This window comes from Streptomyces sp. NBC_00669, from assembly GCF_036226785.1.
Taxonomy (GTDB): Bacteria; Actinomycetota; Actinomycetes; order Streptomycetales; family Streptomycetaceae; genus Actinacidiphila.
Window position 1 is genome coordinate 1,391,240 of record NZ_CP109018.1, and the last position, 18,123, is coordinate 1,409,362.

An 18,123-nucleotide genomic window follows, 5' to 3' on the forward strand; every position below is an offset into this window, starting at 1 on the left:
ATCCCCCTTGAGGACCTGAGACGTTTCAAAAGTGCATAGAATAACCGCGCCGAGCAGGCTCCGCAATGGGGCGTACCGGCACGATTCGGAGACGATGCCCACCGCCCGGCTCCACCCGCCACCGAACCCCCGCGGACCATGATCGTATCCGCGACCGTACACAAGACCCGGGTCCCGACTCCGACGACCGCCGCGACCAGGGCGGTTGGCCGTCCGGAGGGAACCCGTCAGGCCCGGGCGCACGCGCGGGCACCCCGGCCGGACACCCCCGCCGCGCCCGCCGGCGAGCACCCTGGGAGCCCGCGCCGCCGGCCCGTACGGCGGCCCCCGCGGGCCGACGCGCCCACCAGCGCTCTTCCCCGCCAACGGATATTACGTGCGGGACCCTAGACGTCACGTGACGCAGGACATAGTCTCGCGTCCGTCAACTTTTGTGAAACGTTCCAATTTACCGGTGGCCCGACGTTCGGACGGAGGGCACGACGAGTCCCGGACGACGTTCCGGGGAGGGGGTGGGCACACATGTGGCGAGCCCGCCGCGCAAGCGCACCACACCAAGACGAGGACCTGGCACGATGAAAGATCCCGTAGGCAAGGACCCGCTCCTCGTCCTGGAGCAGGCGGCAAAGCGCTTCGGCGCGGTGCGCGCGCTCGAGGACGGGTCGGTCACCCTGTACCCAGGCGAGGCACACGCCCTGTTGGGCGAGAACGGCGCGGGCAAGTCCACGCTGGTGAAGATCCTCGCCGGCGTGCACCAGCCCGACAGCGGCCGGCTGCTGATCGGCGGCACCCCGGTCGTCCTGTCCGGGCCCGCGGCCTCCCGCGCCGCCGGGGTGTCGATCATCTACCAGGAGCCCACCCTCTTCCCCGACCTCACCGTCGCGGAGAACATCTTCATGGGCCGCCAGCCGCGCCGCGCCGGCCGCCGGATCGACCGGACCGCCATGAACAAGGCGGCCGTCGCGGTCTTCGAGCGGCTGGGCGTCCAGTTGGACCCGCAGCGCCAGGCCCGCGGCCTGTCCGTCGCCGACCAGCAGATCGTCGAGATCGCCAAGGCGCTGTCCCTGGACGCCAAGGTGCTGGTGATGGACGAGCCGACCGCCGCGCTGACCTCGGTGGAGGTGGAACGCCTCTTCGACGTGATGCGCACGCTGCGCGAGCAGGGCGCGGCGGTGCTGTTCATCTCGCACCGGATCGAGGAGGTGCTGGCGAGCTGCCAGCGCGTCACCATCATGCGCGACGGGCGCTTCGTGAGCACCGCGCCGATCGAGGACGTGACCGCCGACTCGATCATCCGCTCGATGGTCGGCCGCGAGCTGGGCACGCTCTTCCCGAAGACGCAGACCGACCCGGGCGCCACCGTGCTGGAGGTCGAACACCTCACCCGGGAGGGCGTCTTCCACGACATCAGCTTCACCGTGCGCAGGGGCGAGATCGTCGGCCTGGCCGGGCTGGTCGGGGCCGGCCGCAGCGAGGTCGCCCGCGCCGTCTTCGGCATCGACCGGTGGACGTCGGGCACGGTCAAGGTGGGCGGCAGGAAGTTGCGCAACGGCATCCCGGCCGACGCGATGGCCGCCGGCGTGGCGCTGGTCCCCGAGGACCGCCGCCAGCAGGGCCTGGTGATGGACATGGGCATCGACCGCAACGTCGCGCTCGCCTCGCTGGAGCGGCTGGGCCGGTTCGGGCTGATCCAGCGCGGCTCGGAGCGCGAGCTGGCACTGACCTGGGCGGAGCGCCTGCAGTTGAAGTTCGGCCGGATGAGGAACCCGGTCGCCACCCTGTCGGGCGGCAACCAGCAGAAGGTCGTGCTCGGCAAGTGGCTGGCCCGCGGCCCCTCCCTGCTGATCATCGACGAACCGACCCGAGGTATCGACGTCGGGACCAAGGCCGAGGTGCACCGCATCCTCGACGGACTGGTGGCCGACGGGATGGCGGTGCTGATGATCTCCTCCGAACTGCCCGAAGTGCTGGGCATGGCCGACCGGGTGCTGGTCCTGCACGAGGGCCGGATCACCGCCGAACTCAGCCGCGCCGAGGCCGACGAGGACTCGATCATGCGCGCCGCCACCGGATACGCGGCGGTGGCGTCATGACCGCACAGCTCACCGCGCCGGCCCCGGCGCCCGACACCCAGCGCTTCGCCCGCGGCGCCGCCCTGCTGCGGGCCCGGGAACTGGGCATCGGGGTCGTCATCGTGCTGGTCTTCGTCGCCACAACGATCAGCAACCACGCCTTCGCCAACCCGCACAGCATCCAGCAACTGCTCACCGGCGCCTCGCTGATCGCGCTGCTCGGCGTCGGCGAGACGATGGTCATCGTCACCCGCAACGTGGACCTGTCGGTCGGCTCGGTGGTCGGCCTGTCCGCGTACGTCGTCGGCGACGTCTTCAAGCACCACTCTGGCTTCCCGGTGCTGCTGGGCTACGTGCTCGGCATCCTGGTCGGCGCCCTGGTCGGCTCGATCAACGGCCTGATCACGGTCGTGACCCGGGTGCCGAGCCTGGTGGTGACGCTCGCGATGCTCTACATCGTCCGCGGGGTGGACGGGGTGATCGTCGACGGCAAGACCATCGACCCGGGGGCGATCCCCAAGTCCTTCACCGAGGTGGGGTACCGGACCTTCCTCGGCGTGCCGTGGCTGGCCATCATCGTGGCGGTCGTGGTCGCGGTCGTCGGGTACGCGATGCGCTCCTTCCGGGCCAGCCGCGACCTGTACGCGATCGGCTCCAACCCGGAGGCCGCCGCACTGGCCGGCATCCCCGCCGGGCGACGGGTGTTCACCGCCTTCCTGATCAGCGGCGCGCTCGCCGGCCTGGCCGGGTCGCTGTTCCTCGCGCTGCACGCCCAGATCGACGTCACCGGCGGCAACGGCTACGAGCTGACGGTCGTCGCCGCGGTGGTCGTCGGCGGGGTGGCCATCTTCGGCGGCAGCGGCACCGTGCTGGGCGCCGCCCTCGGCGCTCTGCTGCTCAACACGATCAACCAGGCGCTGGTCGCCGCGAAGATCTCGTCCTTCTGGAACGAGGCGATCGCCGGCGGGCTGCTGCTGGCGGCCATCGCCTTCGACCGCTGGCTGGGCCTGCGGGTGGCCCGCAGCCTCCAGTCCGCACAGGGAGCCCACCGTGACGCCTGACATCACCACCACGAAACCGGCCACCCCCTCCTACCAGGGTGCCGACGACGCCGGGCAGCCGTTCTGGCGCGGGCTGGTGCGCTGGGAGACCGCGCTGGTGTTCGTCCTGATCGCGGTGCTGATCTTCGGGTCGGCGCAGTCGTCGGACTTCCTGGACGGCACCAACTTCTTCTACATCAGCCTGAACATGGGCGAGATCGCCATCATGGCGCTGCCGTTGACGCTGATCGTGATGACCGGCGAGATGGACCTGTCGGTGGCCTCGATGCTGGGGCTGTCCGGCACCGTGATGGGCTCGCTCTTCCACGACGGCTGGTCGGTGTGGGCCGCGATGGCGGCGGCGCTGGCGGTCGGCGCGGCCGGCGGCGCGCTCAACGGCCTGCTGGTGTCGAAGATGGGGCTGCCGTCGATCGCGGTGACGATCGGCACGCTGACCCTCTTCCGCGGCCTCTCCGAGATCGTGCTGGCGCCGCGCACCATCACCGGGTTCCCGATGTCGCTCACCAAGATCGGCGTGATGCCGGTGCAGGGCACGAAGATCGCCTGGTCCGCGCTGATCTTCCTGGTGCTGGCGGTGATCTTCGGGGTGATCCTGCACGCGACCTCGCTGGGCCGCTCCATCGTGGCGATCGGCCTGCAACCGGAGGCCGCCCGCTTCTCCGGGGTGCGGGTCGACCGGGTCAAGTTCGGGCTCTACGTGGCCTCCGGCCTCTTCTGCGCGCTCGCCGGCATCCTGTTCACCCTGAAGAACTCCTCGGTCAGCTACGACGCCGGCACCGGGCTCGAACTCAACGTGGTGGCGATCGTGCTGCTCGGCGGGGTGTCGATCTTCGGCGGCCGGGGCACCGTGATCGGCGTGGTGCTCGCGGTGGTCATCGTCGGCTGCCTCCAGCAGGCGCTGACCCAGATGGGCGTCCAGCCGGAGGTGCAGAACATCGTCACCGGCGCGCTGCTGCTGGTGAGCGTCGTCGTGCCCAACGGCGGCGAGCTGGTGCGCCGGATCAGAGCCCGCGCCAAGCGGGGCCCGCTGCCCGCCGCCTGACCCGCCGCCACCCGGAGCCCGCGGCTCCACCCGGCCACCCCGTCCGGAGCCGCGGCTCCCCTCCGCTTCCTCACCGGCCGGCACCCGGCGGCGCCGGCCGTTCCGTCCGACCCTCTGAAGAAAGACAGTCACGTGACCATCAGCAGAACCGTGCGCCGCAGGGCGACCGCACTCCTCTCCCTCTCCGTTGCCGGCCTCATGCTCGCGGCCTGCGGCTCCTCCTCCAACGCCGGCGCCGACCCGACCGGCAAGCCGACCGCGACCGGCGTCAAGAAGGGCCTGACGGTCTACTTCATCCCCAAGGACACCCAGAACCCGTACGAGGTGCTGGCCGACGCCGGCGGCAAGAAGGCGCTGGAGGAGCTCGGCGGCAAGGTCGTGGTCTCCAGCGGCACCGCCGACACCGCGGCCGCGCAGATCCCGTCGATCCAGACCGCGATCCAGAAGCACGCCGACGCCATAGTGATCGCCGGCAACGACCCGTCGGCGCTGTGCCCGTCGCTCAACCAGGCCGCTGCCGCCGGGATCAAGATCGTCTCGTTCGACTCGGACATCTCCTGCGGCACCACCCCGAACCACCTGTTCATCAACCAGGCGGACACCGAGACCATCGGCACCTCCGAGGTCGACCTGCTCGCCAAGCAGATCGGCAGCAGCGGCCAGGTCGCGATCCTGTCCGCGGCGGCCAGCGCGACCAACCAGAACGCCTGGATCAAGTACATGAAGCAGCAGCTGACCAAGTACCCGAAGATGAAGCTGGTCAGCACGGTGTACGGCAACGACGACCCGGCCACGTCGCTGACTGTGCTGCAGGGCCTGCTGTCGGCGTACCCGAACCTCAAGGGCATCATCTCGCCGACCACCGTGGGCATCTCGACCGCGGCGCAGTACCTGTCCAACCACAAGGACGTGGCGAAGAAGGTCACGCTCACCGGACTCGGGCTGCCCTCGCAGATGAAGTCCTACGTCAAGGACGGCACCGTGAAGTCCTTCGAGCTGTGGGACCCCAACCAGCTGGGCTACCTGGCCGGTTACGCGGCCGCGTCGCTCGCGTCCGGCAGCGCCAGCCTGCAGACCGGGTCCAGCTTCAAGGCGGGCACGCTCGGCACGTACAAGGTGCTCGCCCCCACGAGCGGGGTCGGCCCGTCGGTGGTGCTCGGGCCGCCGACCGTCTTCGACGCCTCCAACGTCGACAAGTTCGACTTCTGATGCCGCGGGGCGCCCGGCCGGTCCCGTCCTGGGGCCGGCCGGCGCCGGCGGCAACCGGGGCGCCCCGGCGCCCCGGAGAGCACAAGGGAACGACGATCGGATGAACCGCTACTGCTTCCTGCTACGGGTCAGGCCCGACCGGCTCGACGAGTACCGCGAGCGGCACGCGCGGGTCTGGCCGGACATGCTGCGCGCGCTCGACGCGGCCGGCTGGCGCAACTACTCGATCTTCGCCGCCGACGACGGGCTGATCGTCGGATACGTCGAGGCCGACGACCTCGCCGCCGCGCAGGCCGCGATGGCCCGCACCGACGTCAACGCCCGCTGGCAGGCCGAGATGGCCCCCTACTTCACCGGCCTGGACGGGCAGCCGCCGGACGAGGGGTTCGTGCTGCTGCGGCAGATCTTCAACCTCGACGACCAACTGCACGCCAGTGGAGAAGGACCCGGCCGATGACCACGACTTTCGACTCCCCCCAGCCCGATGGCCCCGCGCGGCAGCCGGGTTCCGCGCCGCCCTCCGCCGCGCCGCCTTCCGCCCTGCCGGCCGGGCTGCGGCGCATCACCGCCCGGCGCACCAAGGTCGGCCTGGTGGCCGGCGGACTCGGCGCCTACTGGCCGCAGTTCCCCGACCTGCTGCCCCAACTCCAGCGCTCCGCGGACCGGGTGGCGGAGCGGATGCGGGCGCTGGACTGCGACGTGGTGGACGCCGGGTTCGTCTCCGACGCCTCCGACGCCGCGCGCGCCGCCGAGACGCTGCGGGTGGCCGGCTGCGACATCATCGTCGGCTTCCTCACCACCTACATGACCGCGTCGATGCTGGTGCCGATCGCGCAGCGCAGCGGCGCTCCGGTGCTGCTGATCAACCTCCAGCCCACCGAGGCGATGGACCACGCGACCTTCGACACCGGTCAGTGGCTGGCGTACTGCGGCGCCTGCCCGCTGCCGGAGATGGCCAACGCCTTCCTGCGCTGCGGCATCGACTTCCGCTCGGTGTCGGGGTACCTGGAGGACGAGCGGGCCTGGGCCCGGATCGGCCGCTGGATCAAGGCGGCCGGGGTGCGCGGCGCGCTGCGGCACGGCCGGCACGGCCTGATGGGGCACCTCTACCCGGGCATGCTCGACGTGTCGACCGACCTCACGCTGGTCCCGGCGAACTTCGGCGGCCACATGGAGGTGCTGGAGTTCGACGACCTGCGGGTGCGGGTCGCCGCGGTCAGCGACGCGCAGGTCGAGGAGCGGATCGCGCTGGCCCGGGAGGTGTTCGACCTGGACCCGACGGTCCAGGAGGAGGACTTCCGCTGGGCGGCGAAGGTGTCGGTGGGGCTGGACCGGCTGGCGGACGACTTCGCGCTGGACAGCCTCGCCTACTACCACCGCGGCCTGGAGGGCGAGCAGCACGAACGGCTCGGCGCCGGCATGATCCTCGGCGCCTCCCTGCTCACCGCGCGCGGCGTGCCCACCACCGGCGAGTACGAACTGCGCACCTCGCTGGCCATGCTCATCGTGGACCGGCTCGGCGGCGGCGGCTCGTTCACCGAGCTCCAGGCGCTGAACTTCCGCGACAACGTGGTGGAGATGGGCCACGACGGCCCGGCCCACCTGGCGATCAGCCAACGGCGGCCGCTGCTGCGCGGCCTGGGCGTCTACCACGGCAAGCGCGGCTGGGGCGTGTCCGTGGAGTTCGACGTGGCGCACGGCCCGGTCACCACCTTCGGGATCGCCCAGCAGCGCGACGGCGCCTTCAGGTTCGTCGCCTCCACCGGCGAGGTGGTCCCCGGGCCGCTGCTGGAGATCGGCAACACCACCTCGCGGGTCGACTTCGGCTGCGACCCTGGCGAGTGGACCGACGCGTGGAGTGCCACCGGCATCTCGCACCACTGGGCGCTGGGTGTCGGCGACCTGCTCCCCCAACTGCGGGCGACCGCCGACCTGCTGGGCGTGGACCTGGTGGAGGTCGCCCTGTGAGCACCGATCCGAACTGTCAGCAAGAACCGTCCGCACTGGAAAGCAGGTCCGCCCATGGCCGGTCGTGAGGCAGCCAAGAACGTACTGCGCGCGCAGCGCATCGAGTTGCCGTCGTGGGCGTTCGGCAACTCCGGCACCAGGTTCAAGGTCTTCGCCCAACAGGGCGTGCCCCGGGACCCGTTCGAGAAGATCGCCGACGCGGCCCAGGTGCACGCCTTCACCGGGGTCGCGCCGACCGTCGCCCTGCACATCCCCTGGGACGAGGTCGCGGACTACGCGGAGCTCGGCCGCGCCGCGGCGGACGCCGGCATCACGCTGGGCACCGTCAACGCCAACGTCTTCCAGGACGACGACTACCGGCTCGGCAGCGTCACCAACCCCGACCCGGCCGTCCGGCGCAAGGCGCTCGACCACCTCTTCGCCTGCGTGGACGTGATGGACCGGACCGGCTCGCGGGATCTGAAGCTGTGGTTCTCCGACGGCACCAACTACCCCGGCCAGGACGACATCAGGGCCCGGCAGGACCGGCTGGCCGAGGCGCTCGACGCGGTGTACGCGCGGCTGTCGGCCGACCAGCGGCTGATCCTGGAGTACAAGCTCTTCGAGCCGGCCTTCTACACCACCGACGTGCCGGACTGGGGCACCGCCTACGCGCACTGCCTGCGGCTGGGCGAGCGGGCGCAGGTGTGCGTCGACACCGGGCACCACGCGCCGGGCACCAACATCGAGTTCATCGTGGCGTTCCTGCTGCGCGAGGGGAAACTCGGCGCGTTCGACTTCAACTCCCGCTTCTACGCCGACGACGACCTCATGGTCGGTGCCGCCGACCCCTTCCAGCTCTTCCGCATCCTCTTCGAGGTCAAGCAGGCGGGCGGGCTGGCGGAGGACTCCGGGATCGCGTTCATGCTCGACCAGTGCCACAACATCGAGCCCAAGATCCCCGGCCAGATCCGTTCGGTGATGAACGTGCAGGAGGCCACCGCGAAGGCGCTGCTGGTCGACACCGAGGCACTCGCCGCGGCGCAGGCGGCCGGTGACGTGCTGGGCGCCAACGGCGTCCTGATGGACGCCTTCAACACCGATGTGCGCCCGCTGCTGGCCGAGTTGCGCGCGGAGTCGGGGATCGACCCGGACCCGATGGCGGCGTACGCGCGGTCCGGCTACGCCGAGCGGATCGTCGCCGACCGGGTCGGCGGCACCCAGGCCGGCTGGGGCGCCTGAGCGCGCGTCCGTCCCCGCGTCGGCGGTACGGCCCGGGGCGGGTCCGGCGGTTCGCCGGTCCCGCCCCGGGCCGTTGACCGTCACCTGTCCCGGGATCTCAGCGGACGGTGACGGTGGTGGCGCTGTGCACGCTGCGGGCCGGGAGGGTGACGGTCAGCGTGTGGTCCGCCGCGCTGTAGTGCCAGGCCGTCCTGGGCAGCCGGACGCCGGTGGCGGCCACCGCGCCGGGCGCGGAGATCCCGCGGAAGGTCACCGTCCACTGCCGGCTGGTGACCTGGCCGGGGAAGGAACCGTCGGCCGCGCCGATCCGCAGGGTGTGCACTCCCTTGCGCTCGCTGTAGTGGACGGCCGTGGTCGCGGAGCGGGCCGGCACCGCGGAGGTGCCGTCGTCCTCGTAGAGCTGGAACGAGCCCGACGCGCCGCCGGTGACGGTGAGCGTGACCTTCTTCAGCGGGCTCTTCGCGTCGCTGCTGACGTGGTCGGTCCTGGTCGGCACGACCGCGCCGGCCCGGACGAACACCGGCATCGTGTCGAGCCCGGTGGTGATGGTCTGCGTGGTGCCGCCGGGGTAGGTCTGTCCGGTGAAGTAGTCGGTCCAGGTGGTGCCCGGCGGCAGCCACACCGAGGTGGTGGCGGTGGTGCCGGGCGTGGTGACCGGCGCGACCAGCACGTCGGGCCCGTACATGTACTCGCTGCCCGCCGTGGTGTAGGCGCTGTCCTCCTCCGGGTACTGGAGGTACATCGGCCGGACCACCGGGACGCCGGTGGCGTTGGCCTGCTGGGCGAGGGTGTAGGTGTACGGCAGCAGGTCCTCGCGCAGGTTGAGGAACTTGTCCGCGGAGGCGCGCGCGTCCGTGCCGTACTGCCAGGGCAGCCGGTCGCTGTGGTTGCCGTGCAGCCGGTCCACCGGCTGGAAGGTGCCGAGCTGGACCCAGCGGGCGTACAGGTCGTCGGGGAGCTTGGTGGTGGACTTCTGCTGCCCGCCGTCGGAGTACGTCTCGGAGCCGGTCAGCCCGGTCGCGTCGTTGAAGCCGCCGATGTCGTGGCTGACCGCGGACAGGCCGGTGGAGGCGGACTCGCCCGGGGTGTAGCCGACCTCGAACTTCAGGGTGCCCCAGGTGGAGGAGGTGTCCCCGGTGAAGTGGACGGTGGTGCGCTTGTCCGCCCACGGTCCGGTCGGCAGGCCGGTCGGGCTGCTGTAGCCGCCGGACTGGAGTGACCCGAAGGCCCGGGAGAGCACGAACCCGCGCCCGACGGTCTTGTCCGCGTCGGTGGCGTACTGCTGGTTGATCCAGGCGTCGGGGGTGACACCGGCCAGCGTGGACTGCGAGTTGTCGCAGCACCAGTCCAGCCACCAGAAGTCCGCGCCGGCCTGCTCCATCGTCTGGTGCAGCCCCAGGTACGCCTTGAGCTGGTCAGGGTCGCCGAAGTCGAAGGTGTACGTGCACACGTCGCCGTCGCAGCCGCTCTTGGCGAGCTTGTTCTTCGCGGTGGACTCGGCCTGCGCGAACTGCGGGTCGGTGCTGACGATGCTCGGGTGGATGTTGAGCGTGTTGTGCAGCCCCTGGCCGGCCGCCCAGTCGAAGAACGCCTTCGGGTCGGGGAACTTGGCCGGGTCCATCTCCCAACCGTCCCAGGTCGCTGGTGACTTGAAGTCGGTGTCGGTGACCAGGACGTCCAGCGGGTCGCCCTCGGAACGGAACGCGGGCAGGATGGTGTTCTCGTAGTCGGCCGCGGTGCGGTCCAGGTACTCCGAGTACCAGACCCCGTAGGCCCATTCGGGCAGCAGCTCGGAGGGGCCGGTGAGGGTGGCCAGGTCCGTCAGCGCCTGCTGGTAGTCGTGCCCGTAGCCGAAGAGGTAGCCGTCCTGGTAGGGCGCGCCGCCGTGGCCGGGCCGCGCGGAGGCCGTCCCGGTCGCGGTGGAGTACAGCGCCGAGGAGGTGTCGTCCAGCAGGTACCAGCCGTCCCGGTAGAGCAGGCCGGGCGTGATGGACGGGTCGCCGTTGTCGCCGTTGACCCCGTCCAGGCCGCGGCGGTAGCCGCCCAGGGCGATGTGCGGCGCGGGCGCCGGCGCGCTCTGGTCGCTGACGGACACCGTGTCGGCGTTGACGTGGCAGCTGGTCGCGTCCGGGCAGCCCAGGGTGATGTCGTCGGTGCCCGCGGTCAGGGTGACCGGGACCGACGCGGTGCCCCAGGTGTCCCAGTCGGCGGTGGCCGGCAGGCTGAGCGTCGTGTCGTCGCCGCCGGCCGTGACCGTCATGGTGCGGGTCTGGTGCAGGCCGTCGCCGCCGACGCCGTTGGCGTAGCGCACCCGCAGCAGGTAGGTGCCGTCGGCCGGCACCCCGACGATCCGGTGGGTCAGCCCGGCGCCCTGGTTCAGCTCCGCGACGAAGCCCGCCCCGGAGTAGCCCTGGTGGTTCGTGGCGACCACCGCCGAGCCCGTGGCGCGGCCCGCCTCGGACTCGCAGCTCACCCCGAACCGGCAGTCCGTGATCGCGGTGGCCGACGTCCCCGGGTAGGACGCGCCGGGCGTGACCACCGCGACGCTGTCGAGGTTGACGTTGCCGGAGTCCGCGGCGGCGTGCGCCAGCGTCACCGTGTGGTGGCCCGCGGTCAGGTCGATCGGCACCCGCGCGACGGCCCAGGTGTCCCAGTCCGCGGTCACCGGCAGGCTCACCGTCCGCGCCGTGCCGCCGTCCACCGTCAACGACAGCGTGCGGGTGGTGTTCTTGCCGTCGCCGCCCAGCGCGTTGGCGTACCGGGCGTCGAACTCGTAGGAGCCCGCCGACGTGGCGTCCACGTCGGCGGAGACCGAGTCGCCCTGCGCGGTGAAGCCGGCCAGGAAGCCGGTGCCGGTGGCCCCGGTGTGGTCCGACGCGGTGCTGACGCCCGCGGCCGAGAGGTCCTCCGCCTCGCACAGCGCGCCGACCGTGCAGGTCAGCCCGTTCCACGGGGTGGCGGTGACCGGGGTGGTGCCCGCGTTCTGGTCCACCGTGAGGTTCTGCGCGGTGAAGGCCCCCGAGTCCACCTTGTACCGCAGGGTCACCTTGCTGGTGGTGAGGGTGAGCCAGCCGTCGGAGGTGCTGGAGGTGTACGGCGTGCTGGTGAAGGAGTCCCGGCCGATGGCGTTGAAGGTCGGGCTGTCGGTGAACTGCCCGTCGCCGGCGTACTCGGTACGGATCAGCGTCGGCGACAGCACCTCGAACCGGGCGTCGCCGGACGTCACGGTCGGGATGCGGGGGTGGGCCGTGCCGTGCGCGGACGCCGCCTGTCCGGTGCCGGTGAGCACCGTGGCGGCGGCCGCCGCCGCGGCCACGACCGCGATCCGCCGCCGTACGCCGATCGCCCGGCGGCGCGACCTCGCCGCGCTCATCGGGTCACGCTCAGCAGGGCGAAGACGCCGCCGATCACCGGGCGCGCCTGGAAGCCGCCGGCCGGCCGGTCGTTGACGGTGTCGTACCAGTCGGTGAACGGCACCCGGGACGGCGTGGTGTGCGCGAACGCGTAGTACGAGTCGATGAGGTAGGCGCTCACGGGGTGGTCACGCAGCCAGGCGGCGGTCCACATCTCCCAGTCTCCCTTGGTGTAGGCGTGCCGGACGTCCAGCGGGATGCCGTAGGGGTTGACCTGGGTGAGGTACCACGCCGCCTCCTCGGCGGCGACCGAGGACGGCACCAGGCCGAGGCCGAGCAGCGCGTCCGGGTAGCCGTTGTACTTCAGGCTCCAGGTGCCCGGCTGGTCGTAGGCGAGCTTGAGGTGGTCGGGGGTGGTGTCCTGCGCCTTGCCGGTCCACTGCCCGATGTAGTCCTTGGCGACGCCGAGGTAGCGGGTGCGGTCGGCGGCGTTGCCGGCCGCGGCGGCCACCTGGCTCATCGCGCCCAGGCCGAGGATGCCCTTCAGGGCGAGGTTGGCGCTGTGCCCGATGAAGCCGGTGAAGTCGTCGGTCTGGTTCTGGAATCCCGGGTCGAGGGCGTTGTCGACCAGGTAGTCCGCCCACTGCTTGAGGATCGGGTAGTGCCCGGTGGCGAAGGCCCGCCCGGCCGAGGCGGACGCCCCCTTCAGGTAGGCCGCCGACATCAGCAGCATGTTCGCGGACTCCTCGACGGGCATGTCCTCCTCGTTGCCGTCGTTGTGGCCGGCGGCGTTCGGGTAGGAGGAGCCCAGGTCGTGCTCGGCGAACTCCTTGGGCCAGCCGCCGTGTTCGGCGTACTCCAGCACCGGCGCCAGCAGCAGCCCGAGGTAGGCCGGGTCCGCCCAGGCGAAGACCGGCATCGCCGGGTAGAGCAGGTCCACGGTGGAGACGTTGCCGGAGGAGGAGATCTCCTTCAGCATCGCCCACGGCTTGCCGTCCTTGCTGACCAGTTCGGTGCCGCCGTACGCCTGCCGCAGCGCCAGCGCGCACAGCGCCGCGTACTTCGGGCCGCCGGCCGCCGTCGCCTCCTGGCGCACCTTGCGGTCGAGCGCGGCCGTACGGGTGGCGGCGGTGGCGAGGTCGCCGTGGAAGAAGGCCGCCATCTGCTGCCAGGTCGGCCAGTACGACTTCCACAGCGGCGGCAGCGGCGTGCCGAGGTAGCTCACCGCGGGCTCGCGCACATGGCCGACGGACAGCACCGCCTGCTGCGCGGTGCGGTGGACGCTGCCGAGGTCGAAATGGAAGGCGAAGACCGGCCAGGCGTCGTTGATCGCGCGCGGCTGGCGGGTGTCGGCGCTGCCGGCGAGCTTGCCGTCGGTCAGGGCGGCCGGGCGCACCACCGTGTCGGCGCCGATCTGCCAGGTCAGCCCGGGACGGTTGGTGGCGCTCCACACCACGGTGCCCCAGGTCGCCATGTCCCCGTTCTCCGCGAGGGACTTGGTGCCGTCGGGGGTGAACGACAGCGAGGTGAGCGAGCCGCTGCCGGCGCCGGCCACCTGCTCCCCCGACCAGCCGATCTTCGTGCCGGAGTCGCCGTGCGCCCACTCGCCGGAGATGTCGAGGTACAGCTTCACGTCGTGCGCCGCGCCGTCACCGCTGCGCACCTCCGCCGTCAGGTACGACAGCGGCACCGACTGCCGGCGCAGGTCGCCCGGCTCCACCGGGGACAGGAAGGTCAGCGTCAACTCCACGCCGGCCGCCTCGTACTGGAACACCGAACGGGTCGCGGTGGTGGTCAGCGAGCGCTGCGCCATGCCGCGCAGCACCTGCCCGTCGATGTTCGGCGCGCCCAGGAACAGGTACGGCACGCCGTCGATCTGCGCGATGCCGGTCATCGCGGTGGTGCGGCCGGTCCAGAACGTCGGCCAGGTGCCGGCGGTGTTGCTCGCCGGCAGCCAGGCGCTCAGATACGGCGAGCGCACCGCCAGCGGCACCGCCGGCGGCCGGATCGGGTCGAAGACGGTGTCCACCGCGGTGGTGCCGCCCGGCTTCCCGGACGCGCCGCTCCGCGTGGCGGAAAAGGAGGCGGTGGAAGCGGTGGAAGCGGAGGAGGAGGGGGCCGCCGTGTCCGCGGCCCGCGCGCTGCCCGCGACACCCGGCAGCAGCCCGGTGCCCGCCGCGCCGAGCCCGACGACGCCGGCCGCTCCCGTCCAGCGGATCAGGCCGCGCCGGCTCATCCCCTGCCCCGGCCCGGCGGCGGCAACGGTGGTGTCGGCGTCGGCGGCGTCGGCGGCGTCGGCGGCTTCCACGGGCGGCGGGCCGTCCGGCGGCCCGGTGACGGGTGGGGCCACGTCGTTGCTTCTGTATGTCATCGGTTTCCTCCAGGAACCGCTCCCGTGCGGAGCGGGATGGCAGGGGCGCGCGCTCCGGCCCGGGTGGGGCAGACCGAAGCCGCGGCTTGGGGCGTGCCCGTCGGAAGAGATTCCTACAACGATGTAAAGCGAGGCGAGATGATGACAGCACAGCCCAGATGTCATGTCCATCCCCTGTACCGGACAGATTTCCGCCGCGTTTCGCGATGTCCGGCCATGGCCCACCGCACCCCGTGAATATCCGAACACCCTTGCCCATCAGCAGGTTTGAAGCCGACTCCAGGAGGAGCGGGCCGGTCGGGGAGAGCGCCGCCGGCGCCTCGCGCAGCCGCGCACGAAGGAGCCCGCACGCCTGGCACGCGCCAGGAGAGCCTCACGGCGACCGCACACGTTCGGCGCCGTGGCGACCGGGTTTCTCCATCGTTGTAAAGGCGCCCGCCGGACCCGGCGCACCGGCCGCGACCTGCGATCGGCGACCGCGAAAGCCGTGCCGCACCCCTTGACCGGCGACAGTACGGCGATGCGAGAATCCGTGAGTTCCTGGTTGGTTCTGTTCAATGCTGGTCAGTTATGACGCCTCTTCAGGGCGCCATCGGTGCACGCGTCGACGAGAAGGGTCCCACCATGCCGGTCGACCGCAGGTCTTTTCTGATCGCAGGAGCGGCCGGAGCCGCGGCCCCCGCGCTGCCCGGGCTCGCCGCGACCGCGAGCGCCCACACCGACCCGGCGCGGCCGGCCGGCTCGCACTCCGCCCTCCCCCGCACCGTCGACCTCGCGGACGGCTGGCGCTTCGCGCTGGTGAACCCGGCCGGCATCACCGACCCCACCGGCTCCTACGCCGACGCCGCCGACCCCGGCTACGACGACTCCCGCTGGCGGGCCGTCCGCGTCCCGCACGACTGGAGCATCGAGCAGACCCCCACCACCGCCGACAACACCTCCGGCGGCACCGGCTTCCTGCCCGGCGGACTCGGCTGGTACCGCAGGTCGTTCACCCTGCCGGCCGCCGTCAAGGGCCGCCGCGTCTCGGTCGAGTTCGACGGCGTCTACATGGACAGCTCCGTCTACTGCAACGGCACCCTGGTCGGCACCCACCCTTACGGCTACACCGGGTTCGCCTACGACCTCACCGACCTGCTGCACACCGACGGCCGCACGGCCAACGTGATCGCGGTCCAGGTCCGCAACCAACTGCCCAGCAGCCGCTGGTACTCGGGCAGCGGCATCTACCGCAACGCCCGGCTGGTCGTCACCGACCCGGTGCACGTCGCCCGGCACGGCACCTACGTCACCACGCCCGACCTCGCCGACACGCTGAACCCGCGGCAGGGAAGCGGCTACGCCACCGTGCGCGCCCAGGTCGGCGTCGTCAACGAGACCGGCGGCACCGTCGCCGCCACCGTGGTCAACACCGTCCGGGACCGCCAGGGCCGCCAGGTCGCGCGGGCCAGCTCGCCGCTAACGCTCGCGGCGGCCACCGGCGCGCAGGACGTCACCACGCAACTGCGCGTGGAGTGGCCGCAGTTGTGGTCGTACGCCACTCCGGAGAACCGGTACACCCTGGAGACGGACATCCAGGTGCACGGCGAGACCGTGGACACCGTCACCACCACCTTCGGCGTACGCCACTTCACCCTCGACCCGGACCACGGCCTGTCCGTCAACGGCGAGCCCACCAAGATCCGCGGCGTGGACCTCCACCACGACCAGGGCGCGCTCGGCGCCGCGATCCACTACGACGCGGTGCTGCGCCAGATGACGATCATGAAGTCCATGGGCGTCAACGCCTTCCGCACCTCCCACAACCCGCCGTCGCCGGAGATGATCCGGGTCTGCGAGGAGCTGGGCATCGTGATGATGGTCGAGGCGTTCGACTGCTGGCGCACCGGCAAGAACACCTACGACTACGGCCGGTTCTTCGACGCCAACAGCGCCGCCGACATCGCGGAGATGGTGTCCGCCGCCCGCAACTCGCCCGCGGTGATGATGTGGTCGATCGGCAACGAGATCCCCGACTCCACCTCCACCGCGGGCCTGGCCATGGCCGACGGGCTGATCGCCGCGATCCGCGCGCTCGACACCACCCGCCCGATCGTCATCGGCTCCGACAAGTACCGCGGCCTGCCGGCGGTCGGCTCCCCCGCCGACCTGATGCTCGCCAAGCTCGACGGCCTCGGCCTCAACTACAACACCGCCGCCTCCGTGGACGCGCTGCACGCCCGCTACCCGCACCTGTTCCTCTTCGAGTCCGAGTCGTCCTCGGAGACCTCGACCCGCGGCACCTACCAGGAGCCGCAGCACCTCAACACCGGCGAGAACCACACCCCCGGCCGGCGGGCCACCTCCTCGTTCGACAACAACCTCGCCTCATGGACCATGAGCGGCGAGTACGGCCTGAAGAAGGACCGCGACCGGGCCTTCTTCGCCGGCGAGTTCCTCTGGTCCGGCACCGACTACATCGGCGAGCCGACGCCGTACGGCGTCTTCCCGGTGAAGGCGTCGTTCTTCGGCGCGGTCGACACGGCCGGCTTCCCGAAGGACATGTACCACCTCTTCCACAGCCAGTGGACGTCCGAGCCGATGGTGCACCTGCTGCCGATGGACTGGACGGACCACCGGCCGGGCGAGACCGTCGAGGTGTGGGCGTACTCGACCGTAGACACCGTCGAGCTCTACCTCAACGGCCGCTCGCTGGGGGTGCGCCGCTTCGACACCAAGAAGACGGTGGACGGGCGTACCTACCTGGAGACCACCGAGCCGACCGGCGACGACAAGACCGTCACCACCGGCGCCTACCCCGGCAGCTACACCAGCCCGAACGGCAGCGCGGGCAAGCTCCACCTGACCTGGCAGGTGCCGTTCGCCGCCGGCGAGCTGAAGGCGGTCGCCCGCAGGAACGGCAAGGTGGTGGCCACCGACGTGCTGCGCACCGCCGGCGAGCCGCACGCCGTCCGGCTCACCCCGGACCGCGCCTCCGCGGTGGCCGACGGCGACTCGCTGGTCTACGTCACCGCCGAAGTGATCGACTCCCACGGCGTGGTGGTGCCCGGCGCCGACCACCTGCTCACCTTCACCGTCTCCGGCGGCTCCCTGGCCGGCCTGGACAACGGGCAGCAGGAGAGCGCCGAGCGCTACCAGGCCACCACCCGCACCGCCTTCCACGGCAAGGCCCTCGCCATCGTGCGCTCCGGCACGAGCGCGGGACACCTCGACGTGACCGCGAGCGCCCCCGGCCTGCACCGCGGCACCACCTCGGTGCGCACCACGCGCGCGCCCGGCGCGGTGGCCGCCACTCCCCCGGTCCGCTTCGTCCCGGACCCCGGCCCCGGCACCCCGTCCTACCCGCTGGCCGACGCGAGCTACTCCGGCTCGCCCTCCTCGCTGCCGGCCGCGATGCTCGACGGCGACCCGGCCACCGGCTGGTCCAACGCCTTCGCCAAGAGCGCCACCGCGCTGCTGCCCGCGTTCAACGGCGCCCGCCCCGCGGACTGGGTCTCGGTCACCTGGGCCACCGCCCGCCGCGTCGACACCGTCTCCGTCTCCTTCACCGTGGACGCGACGCACACACTGCCGGCCACGGTCACGGTGTCGTACTGGGACGGCGACCGCTGGACCCCGGTGAAGCACCCGGCCGTCTCCTGGGCGAGCGCGAGCGACAGCCCCACGGTCGTCTCCTTCACCGCCGTCCACACCGCGCGGCTGCGGCTGGACCTGACCAGCGCGGCCCCCGGCACGCCCGCCGGCGCGCAGCGCGTCAGCGCGCTGACCGCCACGGCGGCCGGGTGAGCGGATGAGCGGATGACCCGGTGGAGCGGCGCTGCTCGGA

At 71.8% G+C, this 18,123-nt stretch carries 10 protein-coding genes; 8 read left to right on the forward strand and 2 right to left on the reverse strand.

The features are described 5' to 3' along the window. Positions 1 to 575: 575 nt before the first annotated feature. The 7 genes from OG896_RS05590 to rhaI all read left to right on the forward strand — a co-directional run bounded on the left by OG896_RS05590 (position 576) and on the right by rhaI (position 8,573). The gene (locus OG896_RS05590) at positions 576 to 2,093 is read left to right on the forward strand and encodes a sugar ABC transporter ATP-binding protein (RefSeq protein WP_329362952.1); all 1,518 of its coding nucleotides are present in this window, start codon (positions 576 to 578) and stop codon (positions 2,091 to 2,093) included. After that, positions 2,090 to 3,133, forward strand: coding sequence for an ABC transporter permease (locus tag OG896_RS05595; RefSeq protein WP_328471668.1), 1,044 nt, complete (start codon positions 2,090 to 2,092; stop codon positions 3,131 to 3,133). Before OG896_RS05590 ends, OG896_RS05595 begins: the two co-directional genes overlap by 4 nt. Continuing rightward, entirely contained in the window at positions 3,123 to 4,175 is a 1,053-nt protein-coding gene (locus OG896_RS05600; protein WP_329362955.1) for an ABC transporter permease, read from the forward strand. The genes OG896_RS05595 and OG896_RS05600 overlap by 11 nt, the downstream gene beginning before the upstream one ends. 198 nt (positions 4,176 to 4,373) lie before the next feature. Further along, positions 4,374 to 5,384: a substrate-binding domain-containing protein gene (locus tag OG896_RS05605; protein WP_443057231.1), complete on the forward strand. Its 1,011-nt coding sequence runs from the start codon at positions 4,374 to 4,376 to the stop codon at positions 5,382 to 5,384. Between the two features lie 100 nt (positions 5,385 to 5,484). Continuing rightward, entirely contained in the window at positions 5,485 to 5,841 is a 357-nt protein-coding gene (locus OG896_RS05610; RefSeq protein ID WP_329362957.1) for an L-rhamnose mutarotase, read from the forward strand. Continuing rightward, positions 5,838 to 7,352: an L-fucose/L-arabinose isomerase family protein gene (locus OG896_RS05615; protein WP_329362958.1), complete on the forward strand. Its 1,515-nt coding sequence runs from the start codon at positions 5,838 to 5,840 to the stop codon at positions 7,350 to 7,352. Before OG896_RS05610 ends, OG896_RS05615 begins: the two co-directional genes overlap by 4 nt. Before the next feature lie 54 nt (positions 7,353 to 7,406). Then, positions 7,407 to 8,573, forward strand: a complete 1,167-nt coding sequence (gene rhaI, locus OG896_RS05620; RefSeq protein ID WP_328471658.1) for an L-rhamnose isomerase — start codon at positions 7,407 to 7,409, stop codon at positions 8,571 to 8,573. Positions 8,574 to 8,670: 97 nt separating this feature from the next. On the opposite strand, the gene OG896_RS05625 is transcribed toward rhaI, so the two are convergent. Together OG896_RS05625 and OG896_RS05630 are read right to left on the reverse strand one after the other, a co-directional pair. Beyond that, positions 8,671 to 11,946 (reverse strand): TIM-barrel domain-containing protein, encoded by a 3,276-nt coding sequence (locus OG896_RS05625; protein WP_329362959.1) that lies wholly within the window; start codon positions 11,944 to 11,946, stop codon positions 8,671 to 8,673. Further along, a complete protein-coding gene (locus tag OG896_RS05630; RefSeq protein ID WP_329362961.1) occupies positions 11,943 to 14,297 on the reverse strand; it encodes a glutaminase family protein in 2,355 nt (784 codons plus the stop codon). Before OG896_RS05630 ends, OG896_RS05625 begins: the two co-directional genes overlap by 4 nt. 624 nt (positions 14,298 to 14,921) lie before the next feature. On the opposite strand from OG896_RS05630, the gene OG896_RS05635 reads away from it, so the two are divergent. Next, the gene (locus tag OG896_RS05635) at positions 14,922 to 18,083 is read left to right on the forward strand and encodes a glycoside hydrolase family 2 TIM barrel-domain containing protein (protein WP_329373728.1); all 3,162 of its coding nucleotides are present in this window, start codon (positions 14,922 to 14,924) and stop codon (positions 18,081 to 18,083) included. The last annotated feature ends 40 nt before the right edge of the window (positions 18,084 to 18,123 follow it).